Origin of the sequence: Flagellimonas amoyensis, from assembly GCF_003058265.1 — a bacterium.
Lineage (GTDB): Bacteria > Bacteroidota > Bacteroidia > Flavobacteriales > Flavobacteriaceae > Flagellimonas > Flagellimonas amoyensis.
Genome location: NZ_QBUK01000006.1, coordinates 211259 through 228032, shown reverse-complemented (window position 1 = coordinate 228032; position 16774 = coordinate 211259). Strand labels below are relative to the sequence as shown.

Below are 16774 nucleotides of genomic sequence, written 5' to 3'. Positions count from 1 at the left end.
CATGCTGTACGTACCATGGGAGTTTGACTTTTTATTTTATCGATTTTATAATTTTTAAAAAACAAAAGTCATGAGTGATCAAAAATTTTCAACCAATGCATTGCATGCCGGCCATGATGTGGCCGCCAATGGAGGAACACAGGCTGTGCCGATTTACCAGACCACATCCTATGTGTTCAGGGATTCGGACCATGCCGCCAATCTTTTCTCCTTGAGTGAGCCGGGGTATATTTACACCAGGCTCAACAACCCGACCAACGATATCTTGGAACAGCGGTTGGCCACACTGGAAGGAGGGATAGCCTCTGTGGTGACTTCCTCGGGAACGGCCGCCATCAACACCGCTTTGTTGGTCTTGTTGAAGGCCGGGGACCATATCGTATCGTCCAATAGCCTGTATGGCGGAACCTATAACCTGTTCAATGTGACCTTGCCGCGTCTGGGCATTACGACCACCTTTGTGGATCCTTCGGACCCTGCCAATTTTGGCAAAGCGGTGCAGGGCAACACCAGGGCCTTCTTTGTGGAATCCTTGGGAAATCCTAAGTTGGACGTACTGGACCTCAAAGCCATTTCCAAGGAAGCCAAGGCAGCCAAGGTACCGCTCATTGTGGACAATACCGTGGCCTCACCGGCACTGTTGAACCCCATTGCGCACGGCGCCAATATAGTGGTGCATTCCCTGACAAAGTACATCAACGGGAACGGGACCACCATGGGAGGGGTGATCATTGATGCCGGAACATTTGATTGGGCCAATGGAAAATTCCCTGAATTTACAGAACCTTCGCAAGGCTACCATGGATTGATCTATCACGAAGCCTTGGGCCCTGCAGCGTTCATTGCCAAAGTGCGGATCGAGGGATTGCGTGACCATGGAGCCTGTTTAAGCCCATACAATGCATTTCAGATCATCCAAGGTTTGGAAACTTTGGAGATACGGATGAAAAAGCACAGTGAAAACGCCTTGGCCTTGGCCAAGTGGTTGGAAAGTAGGGACGAGGTCACTTGGGTGAACTATCCCGGGCTGGAATCCAGCAAATACAAAGCCCTCTCTAATCAGTATTTGCCAAAAGGTCAAAGTGGTATTGTTACCTTTGGGGTGAAGGGCGGATTTGAATCGGCCAAGAAAATAGCGGATGAAACCAAGATTTTCTCTCTTTTGGCCAATATTGGGGATACCAAATCGCTAATTATCCATCCGGCAAGTACCACGCACCAACAATTGGATGATGCACAACAGGAATCTACAGGTGTGACCAAGGACTTGATTCGTCTGTCCGTTGGTTTGGAAGATTTGTCCGACCTGAAAGCCGATTTGGAAAGTGCATTTGCAGGCATAGGAAAATAATTGTTTTTACACGCAGAAGAATAAAACATAGCATACATACATGTTACAGTATTTGAAAATCGACCAATTTTCTACCCAGAGTGGCAAAATCCAGGACCTGCAATTGTCCTATCAATTGTTCGGGCAGCCCCTGCACTCGGCCCCGGTGGTGATGGTGAACCATGCCCTTACGGGAAATTCCGATGTTGCCGGGGATAATGGCTGGTGGTCCGATCTGATCGGGGAAGGGAAATGCATCAATACCGAAAAATACACCATTTTGGCCTTCAACATTCCGGGCAATGGGTATGATGGTTTTGTCATCGAGAACTACAAGGATTTTGTGGCGGGCGACATTGCCCGATTGTTTCTTTTGGGACTGGAACAATTGAAGATTGAAAAACTGTACGCCATCATAGGAGGTTCTTTGGGTGGTGGTATCGCTTGGGAAATGGCGGCATTCAACCCTAACATTACAGAACATTTGGTCCCTGTAGCATCTGATTGGAAATCAACGGATTGGTTGATAGCCAATTGCCAGATACAAGAACAGTTTTTGGTGAATTCCAAACAGCCGGTACACGATGCCCGTATGCATGCCATGCTTTGCTACCGCACGCCCGAATCTTTCAAAGAGCGATTCAAAAGGAGCACGAACGAAGAGCTTCAGGTCTTCAATGTGGAGAGCTGGTTGATGCACCACGGGAAAAAACTGCAGGAGCGTTTCCAGTTGTCCGCCTACAAGTTGATGAACCAATTGCTGAAGACCATCGACATCACCCGTAACGGAGATGAGGCCTTCAAGACATTGCAGGAAAGCGAAATGAAGATCCATATCATCGGGGTCAATTCCGATCTGTTCTTTACGGCAGAGGAAAACAGGGAGACTTTTAAACGATTGGCGCAGGCCAACACCAATGTCACCTATGGTGAAGTACAGTCGCTCCATGGCCACGATGCCTTTTTGATGGAATTTGAACAATTGGAAAAGCTTTTGGAGACCGTTTTTCAGAAAAATGGAAGGACAGAGCGCATCAAGGTGTTGAAGTTTGGCGGGAAGTCCTTGGCCAACGGCGAAGGTATCGAAAGAGTGCTGAGGGTGATTGCCAAAAGGGCGGAGAACAAAGAGCACTTTGCCGTGGTGGTGTCAGCCCGTGACAAGGCCACCGATGAATTGGAAGCCTTGTTGGACAAAGCGGCAAAAGGGAAGGATTTTCAACAGGACCTTGACCATTTCGCGGCCTATCAAAAGAATGATTTTGCAGGGGTAGATATCGAGGAAGAACTAAAGACCATCCAAAAAATACTCAATGGGGTTTCCTTGACCGGGGATTATAGCCTCAAGACCAAGGATGAGGTGTTGTCCTACGGTGAGCTGATCTCTGCCAAGGTAGTGACCACCTTGCTGAATGCCCAAGGACTGAAGGCACAACTGCTGGACTCCCGAAAATTGATCAAGACCGACGATACCTTTAGCAATGCCGAGGTTGACCAACGGACCTCCAAGGAAAATGTGATACGCTATTTCCATAAGTTGGATGCCGATACCATAGCCGTGGTCACAGGATTTATTGGGTCCAACGGAGATGGGTCCACAACCACTTTGGGCAGGAATGGGAGCAATTATTCAGCAGCCTTGTTGGCCAACTTTTTGGATGCCGGGGAACTGGTCAACTACACCCATGTGGATGGTATCTTTACGGCCAATCCCGATTTGGTGAAGGATGCCCGCTTGATCGATGTGATTTCCTATGGGGAAGCCAACGAGCTGGCCAATTTTGGAGCCAACATCCTGCATGCAAAGACCATCATCCCCCTTATCGAAAAGAATATTCCGCTACGGATCTGCAATACCTTCAATGATGAAAACGAAGGGACGCTCATTGGTCCGAAGACCGAAAACGGTGGCATTAAATCCCTGTCCGTACTGGACCATATGGCCCTTATCAATCTAGAGGGTAGGGGGCTGTTGGGAAAAGTGGGTGTGGATATGCGTATTTTCCGTGCGTTGGGCCAAAATGGCATCAGCGTGGGCATCATTTCGCAAGGATCGTCCGAAAGGGGGATTGGCCTTGTGGTGGATGCATCCAAAGCGGAAAAGGCCAAAAAAGTACTGGACCAGGAATTTGAGACCGATTATTCCTCTCAGGACATCAACCAGATCACCGTGGTGAAGGATGTTTCGGTCATCTCCATTGTGGGGATGGACCTGAGCAGTTTCCACAGACCTTTCAATGCGCTGGTCAAAAACCAAGTGGTTCCCCTGTTGTTCAATAACACGGTGACAGGAAAGAACGTGAGTTTGGTCGTGAAAAAATCGGACCTGCATAAGGCGGTCAATGTGGTGCACGGACAGATTTTTGGCATCGCAAAGCGAATCAATCTGGCCATTTTTGGTCATGGTAATGTCGGGGGTACCTTGATCGATCAGATCTTGGACTCGGAAAAGAGCATAGAATTGAGAAAAGGAATCGGCCTTCGTGTGTTTGCGGTCGCCAATTCCAAAAAAGTGTTGTTGGATGCTTCAGGAATTGGTCCCGATTGGAAAAAACGGTTGGAGAAGGAAGGTAAGCCCTACCAAGTGGAGGATATTGCTGCCTTTGCCAAACAGCACCATCTGGAAAATCTCATTGCGGTGGACAATACGGCCAGCAGTGCTTTCGTGGAGCACTACGAACCGTTCATCAAGAAAGGTTTTGACCTTGTTTCTTCCAATAAGATCGCCAATACCTTGAGTTTTGAGAAATACAAGTCTATCCGAAAATCCTTGGACCAAAACCAGAAGCAATACCTGTATGAGACCAATGTGGGGGCAGGTCTCCCATTGATCGATACCATTAGGCTATTGCATCTTTCGGGAGAGAACATTACCCGGATCAAGGGCGTGTTCTCTGGGTCGTTGAGCTATATTTTCAATACCTTTTCGGAAAAGGAGGCCTCGTTTTCATCCATCGTAAAGGAAGCCATGAAAAGTGGGTACACGGAACCCGATCCGAGGGAAGACCTATCCGGGAACGATGTAGGTAGGAAACTATTGATCTTGGCCCGGGAGTTGGACCTTCAGAATGAGTTTTCCGATATTGATGTGCAGAACCTGATTCCAAAGGAATTGCAGACTTTGGATTTTGATGGGTTCATTGAGCGAATCGGGGAGATGGACAAGGTGTATGAAGAAGTGAAAAACAAACAGGAAACGGGCCATGTTCTTAGATATGTTGGGGATTTGCACGGCGACCTTCATCAGGACAAGGGGATTTTGGAGGTGAAATTGGTTTCCGTGCCCAAGCAAAGTGCTTTGGGGCAAGTGAAGGGTTCCGACTCCATCATTGAGATCTATACGGAGTCCTATGGCGAAAACCCATTGGTGATCCAAGGTGCCGGAGCGGGTGCTGCGGTAACGGCCAGAGGTGTTTTTGGGGATATTTTGAGAATAGCTGAGAAAATATAGCTTCGACTACGCTCAGCTATCTTGTTTAGTATATTTGGATGGTTAAGCGTTTTCGAAATTTATAAAGAGTCTGATTGGAACGGTGGCTGAGCGTAGTCGAAATATAGAAAGAGTATGATTGGAACGGTGGCTGAGCGTAGTCGAAGCCACAAACTAAAGATGAAAGGTTACATGTACATACTTCAATGTTCGGATGGGAGCTATTATACCGGAAGTACGATAGATTTGGACAACCGTATCAGCGAGCATCAAGATGGTAGGGGAGCGAACCATACCAAGAAAAGGCTGCCAGTGGAGTTGATGTATGTTGAAGAATACCTAAGCATTGCATCGGCTTTTGAGCGGGAAAAACAGATTCAGGGTTGGTCGAGGGCAAAAAAGGAAGCACTCATCCAAGGAGAATTTCAAACCCTGCCCTATTTGGCCGAGTGCAAGAACCATACAAATTATAGATATTTTAAAGAGGTTAAATGAAGTGGCTTCGACTACGCTCAGCCACCCAAAAAAGAATATAATGAAAAAGAAATTCGAGACAGAAGCGATACGGACACAAATGGAGCGTAGCCAGAATTTGGAACACTCCAGTCCAATTTATATGACCTCCAGTTTTGTGTTCGAAGATGCGGAAGATATGCGCGCTTCCTTTGCAGAGGAAAAGGACAGGAACATTTATTCCAGATATTCCAACCCGAATTCCTCAGAGTTTATAGACAAGGTGTGCAAAATGGAGGGGGCGGAGAACGGTTTTGCCTTTGCTTCTGGCATGGCGGCTGTGTACTCCACCTTGGCCGCTTTGTTGAATGCAGGTGACCACGTGGTCTCGTCCAAGAGTATTTTTGGTTCCACACACTCGCTTTTCACCCAGTTTTTTCCCAAATGGAACATCACCACCAGTTATTTTGATGCCACTGATCTGTCGTCGATTGAAGGGTTGATCCAGCCGAATACCAAGATCATTTATGCGGAATCACCCACCAATCCGGGAGTGGATGTCCTGGATTTGGAAGTATTGGGGAACATAGCCAAAAAGCATGGACTTATTTTTATTATCGACAATTGTTTTGCGACGCCTTACCTGCAACAGCCCATTAAGTTCGGAGCTGATCTGGTCATCCATTCAGGGACCAAGTTGATGGATGGTCAGGGAAGGGTTTTGGCTGGGATCACCGTAGGAAATAATGAATTGATGGACAAGGTCTACCGTTTTTCACGAATCACGGGCCCTGCACTTTCCCCTTTCAATGCATGGGTGTTGTCCCGAAGTCTGGAAACCTTGGCCATTCGGGTGGACAGGCATTGTTCCAATGCGTTGGAATTGGCCACTTTTTTGGAAAACCATCCAAAAATTGAATGGGTAAAATATCCCTTCCTCAAATCGCATCCCCAATATGAAATTGCTAAAAAACAGATGAAAGCTGGCGGTTGTGTAGTGGCTTTTGAAGTAAAAGGAGGGTTGGATGCAGGTAGAAAATTCTTCGATAGCATTGAATTGCTGTCCCTTTCCGCCAATTTGGGCGATTCACGAAGCATTGTTACCCATCCGGCATCCACGACCCATAGCAAATTATCCAAGGAAGAACGCGAGGCAGTGGGGATCACGGATGGCATGGTACGAGTATCCGTTGGGTTGGAACATATTGATGACATCATTGCGGATATAGAACAAGCATTGGAATAGGGCATTCCGGGAATATTTTAAAAGGCGATTGTTAATTTTCGCTATATTCGTGCGATGCTCTCCAAAAAGACAAAATACGGTTTAAAGGCGCTTACCTATCTCGCAAGGGCAAAAGGGAAAGAGCCCGTCCAGATTGCAGAGATTGCCAAACATGAGAATATTTCCCAGAAATTTTTGGAAAGCATCCTGCTCACCTTGAGAAGAAATGGTTTTTTGGGTTCCAAAAAAGGAAAAGGGGGAGGCTATTATCTCATCAAAGATCCGGCGGATATCCCAATGACCACTGTGATGCGCGTATTGGAAGGACCCATTGCCATGGTGCCTTGTGTCAGCCTCAATTTCTACGAAAAATGTGATGATTGTCCCGATGAGGACACTTGTTCCGTGCACAAACTGATGCTTCAGATCAGGGACAGTGCCCTTGATGTCTATAGGAACAATACCTTGGCGGACATCCTCTAAAACCCTTCTATTTTTATAAAAATAGGATGAGAATATTCTAATAATCCACTTCGATTATCGATAATCTACTAAAACTATAGGGTAATACTAAATTTAAGGAACATTTTGCATTCCAATTTAAATAATAATTTTACTTTTGAATTTCCTAGTAAGTCGATAGGGAAATAATAATACTGATGATTACAGACCAATTGGTAATAAAAAATAGTAAAGAAGAATCTTCCTATACCAAGGATGTGAATTCCGAAAGCCCCAAAAGGAGCATTGCAAAATCCATCAGCTGGAGAATTGTGGGGACCATAGACACCATCATCATCTCTTGGATCGTGACAGGGACCTTGAAATTGGCTTTCTCCATTGGGATGGTGGAATTGGTCACCAAAATGGTACTTTATTTTTTTCATGAACGAATTTGGAACTCCATCAAATGGGGTAAATAAATAGAATGGATATGGCATTGACGCAAGACGAAATACAAAATCTGAACCGCCAGTTCAAGGGCATTCCACCGGAAGAAATCATTTCTTGGGCCATCAAACATGGCAAAAAATCGGTGGTGACCACCAATTTCCGACCCTATGAAGTGGCCATTCTACATGCCGTCACTGAAGTGGACAGGAGTATCGCGGTCATTTGGTGCGATACGGGTTACAATACCCCCCAAACCTATAAGCATGCCGAGGAGTTGATTGCCCGTTTGGAATTGAACATTAAATTGTATGTGCCCAAACAGACCAGCTCACACCGTGATGCTGTGATGGGAATACCTCAAATAGATGATCCCCGTCACGAATTGTTTACCGAACAGGTCAAATTGGAGCCTTTCCGAAGGGCCATGGATGAGCACAAACCCGATGTTTGGTTCACCAACCTTAGAAAAGGACAGACCGCCCTTAGGGATTCTTTGGATGTGTTGAGCATGAGCAAGGACGGTGTGCTGAAGGTGAGCCCTTTCTATCATTGGAGTGATGTGCAATTGGACGCCTATCTTAAAGAACACGGTCTGCCCAACGAACACAAATATTTTGACCCCACAAAAGTATTGGCCAACCGCGAATGTGGTTTGCATACCTAATTCCCCAACGCTTAAAAACAAACAGAGCTTTGAGTACACTCGCAGAAGAAATCAAAAAACCGAAAACCATTAACAGTGCCGACAGGCCCAGTGCGAATGCATTGGAGCATGAGGCCATATATATTATAAGGGAAGTGGCCGCACAGTTTGAAAAGCCTGTGCTGTTGTTTTCTGGAGGAAAGGATTCCATAACCTTGGTCCGTTTGGCCCAAAAGGCATTCTGGCCAGCAAAGATTCCCTTTCCGTTGATGCACATTGATACCGGCCACAACTTTCCGGAGACCATTGAGTTCAGGGATAAGTTGGTGGAAGAATTGGGTGTGGAACTCATTGTGCGCAATGTCCAGGATTCCATCGACCAAGGGAAAGTGGTGGAAGAAACTGGAAAATATGCCAGTAGGAACATGTTGCAGACCACAACCTTGTTGGATGCCATTGAAGAGTTCAAGTTCGATGCCTGTATCGGCGGAGCCAGACGTGATGAAGAAAAGGCCAGGGCCAAGGAGCGAATTTTTTCCGTTCGTGACGATTTTGGTCAATGGGATGAAAAGAACCAGCGTCCGGAGTTGTTCGATATGTTGAACGGACAAATTGAAATGGGGCAGAATGTTAGGGTGTTCCCGATCAGCAACTGGACCGAATTGGATGTTTGGAGCTATATCCAAAAAGAAAATATTGAAATCCCTTCTATTTACTTCGCCCATAAAAGAAATACCTTCCTACGTGATGGACTGATCTGGTCTGCTGAGGATGGTGTGGTTTTCAGGGCTGAGGATGAAAAAGTGGAAGAAAGAATCGTGCGTTTCCGTACCGTTGGGGATATGAGCTGTACCGCAGCCGTGGAATCCCACGCAGACACCATCGATAAAGTGGTTTCGGAGATCAGGGATTCAAAAATATCAGAAAGAGGGGCCCGTATCGACGACAAACGTTCCGAGGCGGCCATGGAAAAACGTAAACAACAAGGGTATTTCTAAAAAATAAGAATTAATCCAGATGTCATCCTGAGTTGTCACCCTGAGCGCAGTCGAAGGGGCAGTCGAAGGAGACATAAGAAAAAAATCAAAGCATTGGAAGTTTTAAAAATAGCGACAGCAGGAAGTGTGGATGATGGAAAAAGTACCTTGATCGGAAGATTGTTGTACGACACCAAATCCTTGACCGACGATAAATTGGAAGCCATCGAGCGTACCAGTAAACAAAAGGGGTATGATTACCTCGATTTTTCATTGGCAACCGATGGTTTGGTGGCGGAAAGGGAGCAGGGCATCACCATCGATGTGGCCCATATCTATTTCTCCACGGCGACCAAAAGTTATATTATTGCCGATACCCCTGGGCATGTGGAATATACCCGTAACATGGTTACCGGTGCGTCCACTTCTCAGGCAGCCATTATTTTGATCGATGCCCGAAAGGGGGTGATCGAGCAGACCAACAGGCACTTTTTCATCAATAACCTGTTGCGCATCAAAGATGTGATCGTGGCCATCAATAAAATGGACTTGGTAGATTTCTCCGAAGATGCCTTCAATGATATCAAGGCCGATTTTGAGGAATTGATGGACAAAAGGGATTATCAAGATCAGAAAATCACCTTCATTCCGGTAAGTGCCCTTAAAGGTGATAACGTAGTGAACCGTTCCCAAAGCATGGATTGGTATAAAGGCCAAACCTTGTTGGAACATTTGGAGGAATTGGATCTTCAGGATATTTACAATGTGGGAACACCCCGTTTTCCGGTACAATATGTCATCAGACCAAAAACTGAAGAATTCCACGATTTCCGTGGATTTGCAGGTAAAGTGTATGGTGGTGAGCTGAGTGTAGGTGACGAGGTGGTGGTTTTGCCATCCATGACAAGATCCAAGATCAAGGCCATTTATTTTTATGATACGGAATACCAAACCGCTCCACGTCGTTCCTCGGTGACCATTACTTTGGAAGATGAGGTAAATGTAAGCCGTGGCGATATGTTGGTGAAAGTGGGTGACCTTCCGATCGTTGACAAACAATTGACGGCAACCATTTCTTGGATGGATTCCAACCAATTGACCGTCGGTGGAAAATATGTGTTGCAACATGGTGTCAATAAGGCTTTGGCCAAAGTAGATGCCATCGACCATAAGATCCACCCAGATTATTCAGGTATCGAGGAAAATGTGTCCTCTCTTAATATGAACGATATTGCCAAAGTGCGCCTAAAATTGAACAAACCCATTTTTTATGACAAGTTCAAGGAACACCGCACCAATGGTTCCTTTATCATCATCGATAGCAGGACCAATCATACAGCAGGAGTAGGTTTCATAGAATAGCATTTTTGCCCTCGGCGAAGAAGTAGGGATAATATTTATCAGTAACCTATAAAAGAGATAGGAAAAATAGGATAATGAAAAGTTTCAGAACAGAAATAGAGAACCCGGTAGTAGAAAAGGACATCATTGATTTGGAGAAAAAAATTCGCCAGTTCAAGGATGGCAACATCGATGAGGAGAAATTCCGAAGCCTTCGTTTGGCGCGTGGGGTCTATGGCCAGCGTCAACCTGGTGTACAGATGGTCCGAATCAAACTTCCGTATGGTAAGGTCACTTCGAACCAACTGCTTCGGATTTGTGATGTTTCCGATGAATATTCCCGTGGTCGACTGCACATCACCACGCGTCAGGATATCCAGATCCACTATGTGGATCTCGAACGTACCCCTGAGCTGTGGGCCGAATTGGAAAAAGATGAGGTGACCATCAGGGAAGCATGCGGGAATACCGTTCGGAACGTTACGGCCAGCGAAACAGCGGGTATCGATGTGGATGAGCCATTCGATGTATCGCCCTATGCACAAGCTTTGTTCGAATACTTTTTACGAAACCCCATCGGTCAGGAAATGGGACGAAAGTTCAAGGTTTCATTTTCTTCGAGTGATGCCGATACAGGATTGTCCTACATGCACGATTTGGGTTTTATCGCCAAAATTGAAAATGGGGTAAGAGGGTTCAAAGTGATGTTGGCCGGTGGATTGGGTTCACAACCTCGCCATGCCGATGAACTCTATAGCTTTTTGCCCACGGATAAGATCATACCCCTTATGGAAGGCGTGGTTCGTGTGTTCGACCGTTACGGGGAACGCAAGAGTAGGGCCAAGGCGCGGATGAAATTTTTGTTGAAGGATATTGGGTTGGATGGCTTCAAACAATTGTTGGAAGAAGAACAGACCGCCATTCCTATTCAATCCTACCCTATCGATTTTGAAAGTTATCCAAAGGTTCAAGTGGCCGAGATGGAAACGCCCACGGTTGAAATTGAGGATACAAAAGCATTTGAACAATGGAAATCCACCAATTTGGTGCCCCAAAAACAAGAAGGCTATGTGGCCATCGGGATCAAGGTGCTGTTGGGTGATTTTTATACCGATAAGGCAAGGGAATTGGCCCGTTTGGTCCAGAACTATGCAGCCGGTGAGATTCGTCTCTCCCTTCGTCAAAATATATTGATACCCTTCGTGAAGGAGGAATTGGTTCCTTTCTTCTACCAAGAACTCGAAAAATTGGGCTTTGCCGAAGCAGGCTACAACAAGGCTTTGGATATCACCGCATGTCCTGGGACGGACACCTGTAATTTGGGTATCGCCAGCAGTACAGGTATCGCCGATGAGTTGGAGCGTGTGATCAAGGCCGAATACCCACAGTACATCAATAATGCCGATGTGGTGATCAAGATCAGTGGGTGTATGAATGCGTGCGGACAACACAACATGGCCCATATTGGTTTCCAAGGAATGTCCATCCGCACCAAGGATAAATTGGTGGCACCGGCCCTTCAAGTATTGTTGGGTGGTGGCAACTTGGGCAACGGTAACGGAAAGTTTGCGGACAAAGTGGCCAAAATCCCAAGTAAAAGAGGGCCAGAGGCACTTCGATTGATCTTGGATGATTTTGAGGCCAATGGAAATGGGGCCAACTTCACCGAGTATTATGAAGAAAAAGGACAGCATTACTTCTACGATTTTTTGAAACCATTGACAGAGGTTGACAACCTGACCCAAGAAGATTTTATCGATTGGGGCAACGAGGAAAAATACGTTCAGGAAATCGGGGTTGGGGAATGTGCCGGAGTGATTGTGGACTTGGTGGCGACCCTGTTCTTTGAGAGTCAGGAGAAGATAGAAAATGCCGAAGAGGCCATCCAACAAGGAAAATGGGCGGCGAGTATTTACTATTCCTATCAGTCCATGGTGAACTCTGCCAAGGCATTGTTGACCGCAGAAAAACAGAAAGTGAACACCCATGCCAGCATCATCAAGGATTTTGATGAACATTATGTGGCCACCGGAAAAATTGAGTTTGAAGGAGGATTTGAAAAATGGGCCCTTCAATTGAATCAGAATGAGCCTTCCGAAGCTTTTGCAAAAAGCTATGTGGAAGATGCGAAAACCGTATTGGAACGATTGGAAGCCTACAGAAAATTGGAGTTGGAACATGCGTAACGGAAAATTGACAGTGGTAGGGGCAGGTCCCGGCGATGCGGATTTGATCACCCTAAAGGGTGTGAAGGCATTGCAGGCCGCAGATGTGGTATTGTACGATGCCCTGGTGTCCGAGGAATTATTGGATTATGCTCCCCAAGCCGAAAAAATCTTTGTGGGCAAGCGCAAAGGATGCTATACCTATCAGCAGGAACAGATCAACGAACTGATCGTGCAACGAGCCCATCAAGGACATCATGTGGTCCGATTGAAAGGAGGCGACCCGTTTGTGTTTGGCCGTGGGGCCGAAGAAATGGAATATGCCGCTGGGTTGGGCCTTGAAGTGGCCGTGGTTCCCGGGATTTCATCCTCGGTATCGGTTCCGGCATCCCAAAACATCCCGGTGACCAAAAGAGGTGCGGCCGAGAGTTTTTGGGTAATCACAGGTACCACCAAAGAGCACAAACTATCCAATGATGTGGCCTTGGCCGCAAAGTCGAGCGCAACGGTCATCATCCTGATGGGTATGTCAAAGTTGGGAGAGATCATGGAACTCTTCAAAGAAGAAGGAAAAGAAAATACGCCAGTGGCCATCATCCAAAATGGCACCACGGAGCATGAAAAAATTGGAATTGGCACTGTTGCTTCCATTGAGGACAAGGCAAGGGAGCAGCAGTTGTCCAACCCAGCGATCATCATCATCGGAGAGGTGGTGAACCATCGCCAAAACATATTGGACATTCAAAAGGAATATCAGAACCAGGCAAAAGAATTGCTAGTTAAAATTTAAAAATTGTCAAGTTGATCTGGACCCTGAGCCAAGTCGAAGGGACTTTCCAGATGTATTAAAAGCAGTATTATGATCAAAACAGACATCATTATAATTGGAGCGGGACCCACTGGATTGTTCACCGTTTTTGAGGCAGGCTTGTTGAAACTCAAGTGCCATTTGATAGATGCCTTGGCCCAACCCGGAGGGCAATGTGCCGAGATTTATCCAAAAAAACCGATTTATGACATTCCGGCCTTTCCGGAAATCTTGGCGGGGGATTTGGTGAGCAACCTGATGGAACAGATCAGGCCTTTTGAGCCAGGTTTCACTTTGGGCGAACGTGCCGAAACCTTGGATAAACAAGAGGATGGCTCCTTTATCGTCACCACCAACAAAGGTACCCAACACCAAGCACCAGTTGTGGTCATTGCAGGTGGATTGGGGTCTTTCGAGCCCAGAAAGCCATTGATAGCCAACATTGGACTCTTTGAGAGCAAAGGCGTGGAGTATATGGTCAAGGATCCTGAGCAGTTCCGTGACAAGAAAGTGGTGATTTCCGGTGGAGGTGATTCCGCCTTGGATTGGGCCATTTTCTTGGCCGATGTAGCTTCCGAAGTTTCGTTGGTGCACCGCAGGAACGAGTTCCGTGGAGCATTGGATTCTGTGGAAAAAGCAAGGGAATTGGCCAAATTGGGCAAAATCCAACTCTATACCGAAGCCGAAGTTCAGGAAATCCACGGAAAGGATGAGCTTCAGGCCGTAGTGATCAAGTACAACGATGAGTCCAAGGAAGATGCCTATGTGGAGACAGATTTCTTCATTCCTTTGTTCGGATTGTCCCCAAAATTGGGACCCATCGGTAACTGGGGCTTGGAAATCGAGAAGAATGCCATCAAGGTGAACAATGCCAAGGATTACCAGACCAACATTCCAGGCGTATTTGCCATTGGCGACGTAAATACCTACCCAGGTAAACTTAAATTGATCTTGTCCGGTTTCCATGAAGCAGCGGTGATGTGCCAGTTTGCCTATCAGATCATCAATCCCGACAAACGTTTTGTGATGAAATATACTACCGTTGGTGGTGTGGAAGGATTCGATGGTTCCAAAAAAGAGGCCAAAAAAGAAGTGGTGCAGAGCATCAATTAAAACAGGTACATTTTTAACCAGTAAGAATTGTATTATATTGCTCTTCGTTAAATAGGGGAAGAATGAGGAGAAATAATTTGGCTTTTCTGTTAGTACTAGTGGTTTTTGTATCCTTAAGTACCGTTTCTTGTAGTGGTGGGAATGATATGGGAGAATCTCCTACTGGCGAAACCCCTACCACTCCTGAAGAAAATGAAGAACCAGAGAATGCTGCCCCAGCCTCTTTCGATTTATTAGCGATAGAAGATGGTGCAGATGAAGTGGAATTAAAACCTACATTCGAATGGACGGAAGCCATTGACCCGGAAAATGAGGCGGTTACTTATACCTTGTTCCTTGGTCAAGAAGAAAATCCTGCTTCACAGGTTGCGACGGACCTAAATTCTTTGACTTATAGTTTGGATGACGATTTGGAATTTGCCGCTACTTATTTCTGGAAAGTGGTGGCAGAGGATGGTAATGGCAATGCTACGACCAGTAAAATATATAGTTTCAAAACCAGACCCGTAGGTTCTTTTATATCCTCGCCTTCTTTCGGCGCACGTCATTTGGCCACAGTTGTAGAATTTAATGGAAAACTTTTCACTATTGGTGGTTATGGTTATAATTCTGACGGGGTATTACATTATTTGGATGATGTTTGGAGTAGTGCCGATGGTGAAAATTGGACTTTGGAAACAGATGCCCCAGGTTTTATGCCGCGGTCATTTCATCAAGTGGTCGTTTTTCACAACAAGATGTTTTTGATAGGAGGTTTTAGGTGGAATGGAGCCCCTTCCAATGATATTTGGTCCAGTATAGATGGAAAAAATTGGCTCATGGAGAAAGAAAATGCTGAATTTCCAGCAGATTGGGGTCATAAAATTTTGCTGTACAATGAGAAACTCTGGTTGATTACAGGAGGACAGAATGAATTTTTCAATCAAAATGTTTGGAGTAGTGATGATGGAGTTAACTGGAGTTTGGTTACTGATGATATTGGGTTTTCCGTGTCGATAGAGCAGGAAGCAGTTGTGTTTAATGACAAAATGTGGGTGGTTGTCCAAGACAAAGTGTTTAGTAGCATAGACGGGATTGATTGGGCGTTGGAATTGGAAAATGCACCGTTTGAATCAAATAACAAGGAATATTCTTTGGTATCTATTGAAGAGAAGATGATTTTAATGGTTGAAGGAGCCACTTCTGATAGTTCGGCAGTTGTCTGGAGTAGTACCAATGGTAAGGATTGGGAACAAGAATACCAAGAAACAGGGATCCCGAACAGACAGGATAATTCTATGGTGGTATTCTTGGACAAGATATATGTAATGCTGGGGTTAAATACAGACATGGGGTACCTAAATGATATTTGGACATTGAACTAAAGATTTATTAGATCAAGCATCCATATTTGAGTATAATTTATATGGAAACACCTTCCAAAAGCAATTTTTGGAGGGTGTTTTTGTTTTTGCACTATATTTGAATTTTACAATTCCATGGAAGAGCTGTTCACTTTACGGGATTTTTACGGAAAAATGCGATTGCCCATCCCGGACACCATTGGGAAGGACATTGGGCATTTCAATGTATTCAAGATCGATGAATACCGTACCAAGCTCAATGAAGGGGAAATGCGGTATGATCGACGTTCCTATTTCAAGATCAGTTTGATCAACGGAAAGAACCGCGCTGAATATGCCGATAAAGTCATCGACATTGCCGACAAGGCCCTTTTGTTCGCTTCTCCCCGCATTCCGTACCACTACGTACCACAGGATGAAAACCAATCAGGCTATTTCTGTGTGTTCACTGAGAACTTTTTATCCAAAGATAAAAGCGGGATCATTTTGGAAAAACTGCCCCTTTTTCAACCCGGTGGTTTTCCCATCTTCACTATTTCCGAGGAGGATTATGTCGAATTGGAACAACTTTTTCAAAAGATAGACAGGGAGCTGTCCTCGGAATATCCCTTTAAATTTGATCTGATCCGTGCCTATGTGGTGGAGTTGCTGCACATGGGACAAAAGCTGCAACCGGTCCAGCCTGTGGACAATGGGAAAAATGCAGCGACCCGGATCACAGACCTTTTTGTGGAATTGTTGGAACGTCAGTTTCCCATCAACACCCCGGCCCAACGGTTGGTGTTGAAAACGGCGAACGACTTTGCGGAGCGATTGGCCGTACATGCCAACCATCTGAACAAAGTGCTCAAAGAGACTACCGGAAGTACCACAACGGCCATTATCCATGCCCGCATTTTTGAGGAGGCCAAAATCTTGCTCAACAACACGGATTGGAACATTTCCGAAATTGCGTTCAGTTTGGGTTTTGAGGAAGTGGCCCACTTTTCCAATTTCTTCAAAAAGTTTTCCCACACTTCCCCATTGAAATATCGAGGCCGTATTGCCATTTGATT

Annotated in this window: 14 protein-coding genes; all 14 read left to right on the top strand. The window is 45.6% G+C overall.

Annotated elements, in window-relative coordinates; genetic code table 11:
* Positions 1–70 precede the first annotated feature (70 nt).
* The 14 genes from DB398_RS10505 to DB398_RS10440 all read left to right on the top strand — a co-directional run bounded on the left by DB398_RS10505 (position 71) and on the right by DB398_RS10440 (position 16772).
* A complete protein-coding gene (locus DB398_RS10505; RefSeq protein WP_108424334.1) occupies positions 71–1351 on the top strand; it encodes an O-acetylhomoserine aminocarboxypropyltransferase/cysteine synthase family protein in 1281 nt (426 codons plus the stop codon).
* Positions 1352–1391: 40 nt separating this feature from the next.
* Positions 1392–4778 (top strand): bifunctional aspartate kinase/homoserine dehydrogenase I, encoded by a 3387-nt coding sequence (thrA, locus tag DB398_RS10500; protein ID WP_108424333.1) that lies wholly within the window; start codon positions 1392–1394, stop codon positions 4776–4778.
* Positions 4779–4949: 171 nt separating this feature from the next.
* Positions 4950–5252 (top strand): GIY-YIG nuclease family protein, encoded by a 303-nt coding sequence (locus DB398_RS10495; RefSeq protein WP_234416206.1) that lies wholly within the window; start codon positions 4950–4952, stop codon positions 5250–5252.
* A 40-nt stretch (positions 5253–5292) separates the two neighbouring features.
* Positions 5293–6456 (top strand): trans-sulfuration enzyme family protein, encoded by a 1164-nt coding sequence (locus DB398_RS10490; RefSeq protein ID WP_108424332.1) that lies wholly within the window; start codon positions 5293–5295, stop codon positions 6454–6456.
* A 54-nt stretch (positions 6457–6510) separates the two neighbouring features.
* Positions 6511–6918 carry an RrF2 family transcriptional regulator gene (locus DB398_RS10485; RefSeq protein WP_108424331.1) on the top strand — a complete coding sequence of 136 codons (408 nt, stop codon included), beginning with the start codon at positions 6511–6513 and terminating at the stop codon, positions 6916–6918.
* Positions 6919–7094: 176 nt separating this feature from the next.
* Positions 7095–7358 (top strand): DUF2061 domain-containing protein, encoded by a 264-nt coding sequence (locus DB398_RS10480; protein ID WP_108424330.1) that lies wholly within the window; start codon positions 7095–7097, stop codon positions 7356–7358.
* Positions 7359–7369: 11 nt separating this feature from the next.
* Positions 7370–7993 carry a phosphoadenosine phosphosulfate reductase domain-containing protein gene (locus DB398_RS10475; protein ID WP_108424407.1) on the top strand — a complete coding sequence of 208 codons (624 nt, stop codon included), beginning with the start codon at positions 7370–7372 and terminating at the stop codon, positions 7991–7993.
* Positions 7975–8970: a sulfate adenylyltransferase subunit CysD gene (gene cysD / locus DB398_RS10470; protein ID WP_404828234.1), complete on the top strand. Its 996-nt coding sequence runs from the start codon at positions 7975–7977 to the stop codon at positions 8968–8970. Before DB398_RS10475 ends, cysD begins: the two co-directional genes overlap by 19 nt.
* Positions 8971–9063: 93 nt before the next feature.
* Complete coding sequence (locus tag DB398_RS10465; protein WP_108424329.1) at positions 9064–10311, top strand: sulfate adenylyltransferase subunit 1; 1248 nt, start codon at positions 9064–9066, stop codon at positions 10309–10311.
* Positions 10312–10385: 74 nt separating this feature from the next.
* On the top strand, positions 10386–12476 hold the full coding sequence (locus tag DB398_RS10460) for a HEPN domain-containing protein (RefSeq protein WP_108424328.1): 2091 nt from the start codon (positions 10386–10388) through the stop codon (positions 12474–12476).
* A complete protein-coding gene (gene cobA / locus DB398_RS10455; RefSeq protein WP_108424327.1) occupies positions 12469–13245 on the top strand; it encodes a uroporphyrinogen-III C-methyltransferase in 777 nt (258 codons plus the stop codon). Before DB398_RS10460 ends, cobA begins: the two co-directional genes overlap by 8 nt.
* A gap of 69 nt (positions 13246–13314) precedes the next feature.
* On the top strand, positions 13315–14376 hold the full coding sequence (locus DB398_RS10450; RefSeq protein ID WP_108424326.1) for an NAD(P)/FAD-dependent oxidoreductase: 1062 nt from the start codon (positions 13315–13317) through the stop codon (positions 14374–14376).
* Between the two features lie 62 nt (positions 14377–14438).
* On the top strand, positions 14439–15740 hold the full coding sequence (locus DB398_RS10445; RefSeq protein WP_159076389.1) for a DUF6242 domain-containing protein: 1302 nt from the start codon (positions 14439–14441) through the stop codon (positions 15738–15740).
* A 114-nt stretch (positions 15741–15854) separates the two neighbouring features.
* On the top strand, positions 15855–16772 hold the full coding sequence (locus DB398_RS10440; RefSeq protein WP_108424324.1) for a helix-turn-helix domain-containing protein: 918 nt from the start codon (positions 15855–15857) through the stop codon (positions 16770–16772).
* Positions 16773–16774 lie beyond the last annotated feature (2 nt).

Coding starts and splice junctions, on each gene's coding strand:
- DB398_RS10460 (WP_108424328.1), top strand. CDS start 10,386: ATGAAAAGTTTCAGAACAGAAATAGAGAACCCGGTAGTAGAAAAGGAC.
- DB398_RS10505 (WP_108424334.1), top strand. CDS start 71: ATGAGTGATCAAAAATTTTCAACCAATGCATTGCATGCCGGCCATGAT.
- thrA (WP_108424333.1), top strand. CDS start 1,392: ATGTTACAGTATTTGAAAATCGACCAATTTTCTACCCAGAGTGGCAAA.
- cobA (WP_108424327.1), top strand. CDS start 12,469: ATGCGTAACGGAAAATTGACAGTGGTAGGGGCAGGTCCCGGCGATGCG.
- DB398_RS10440 (WP_108424324.1), top strand. CDS start 15,855: ATGGAAGAGCTGTTCACTTTACGGGATTTTTACGGAAAAATGCGATTG.
- DB398_RS10485 (WP_108424331.1), top strand. CDS start 6,511: ATGCTCTCCAAAAAGACAAAATACGGTTTAAAGGCGCTTACCTATCTC.
- DB398_RS10495 (WP_234416206.1), top strand. CDS start 4,950: ATGTACATACTTCAATGTTCGGATGGGAGCTATTATACCGGAAGTACG.
- cysD (WP_404828234.1), top strand. CDS start 7,975: ATGTGGTTTGCATACCTAATTCCCCAACGCTTAAAAACAAACAGAGCT.
- DB398_RS10445 (WP_159076389.1), top strand. CDS start 14,439: ATGAGGAGAAATAATTTGGCTTTTCTGTTAGTACTAGTGGTTTTTGTA.
- DB398_RS10450 (WP_108424326.1), top strand. CDS start 13,315: ATGATCAAAACAGACATCATTATAATTGGAGCGGGACCCACTGGATTG.
- DB398_RS10480 (WP_108424330.1), top strand. CDS start 7,095: ATGATTACAGACCAATTGGTAATAAAAAATAGTAAAGAAGAATCTTCC.
- DB398_RS10490 (WP_108424332.1), top strand. CDS start 5,293: ATGAAAAAGAAATTCGAGACAGAAGCGATACGGACACAAATGGAGCGT.
- DB398_RS10475 (WP_108424407.1), top strand. CDS start 7,370: ATGGCATTGACGCAAGACGAAATACAAAATCTGAACCGCCAGTTCAAG.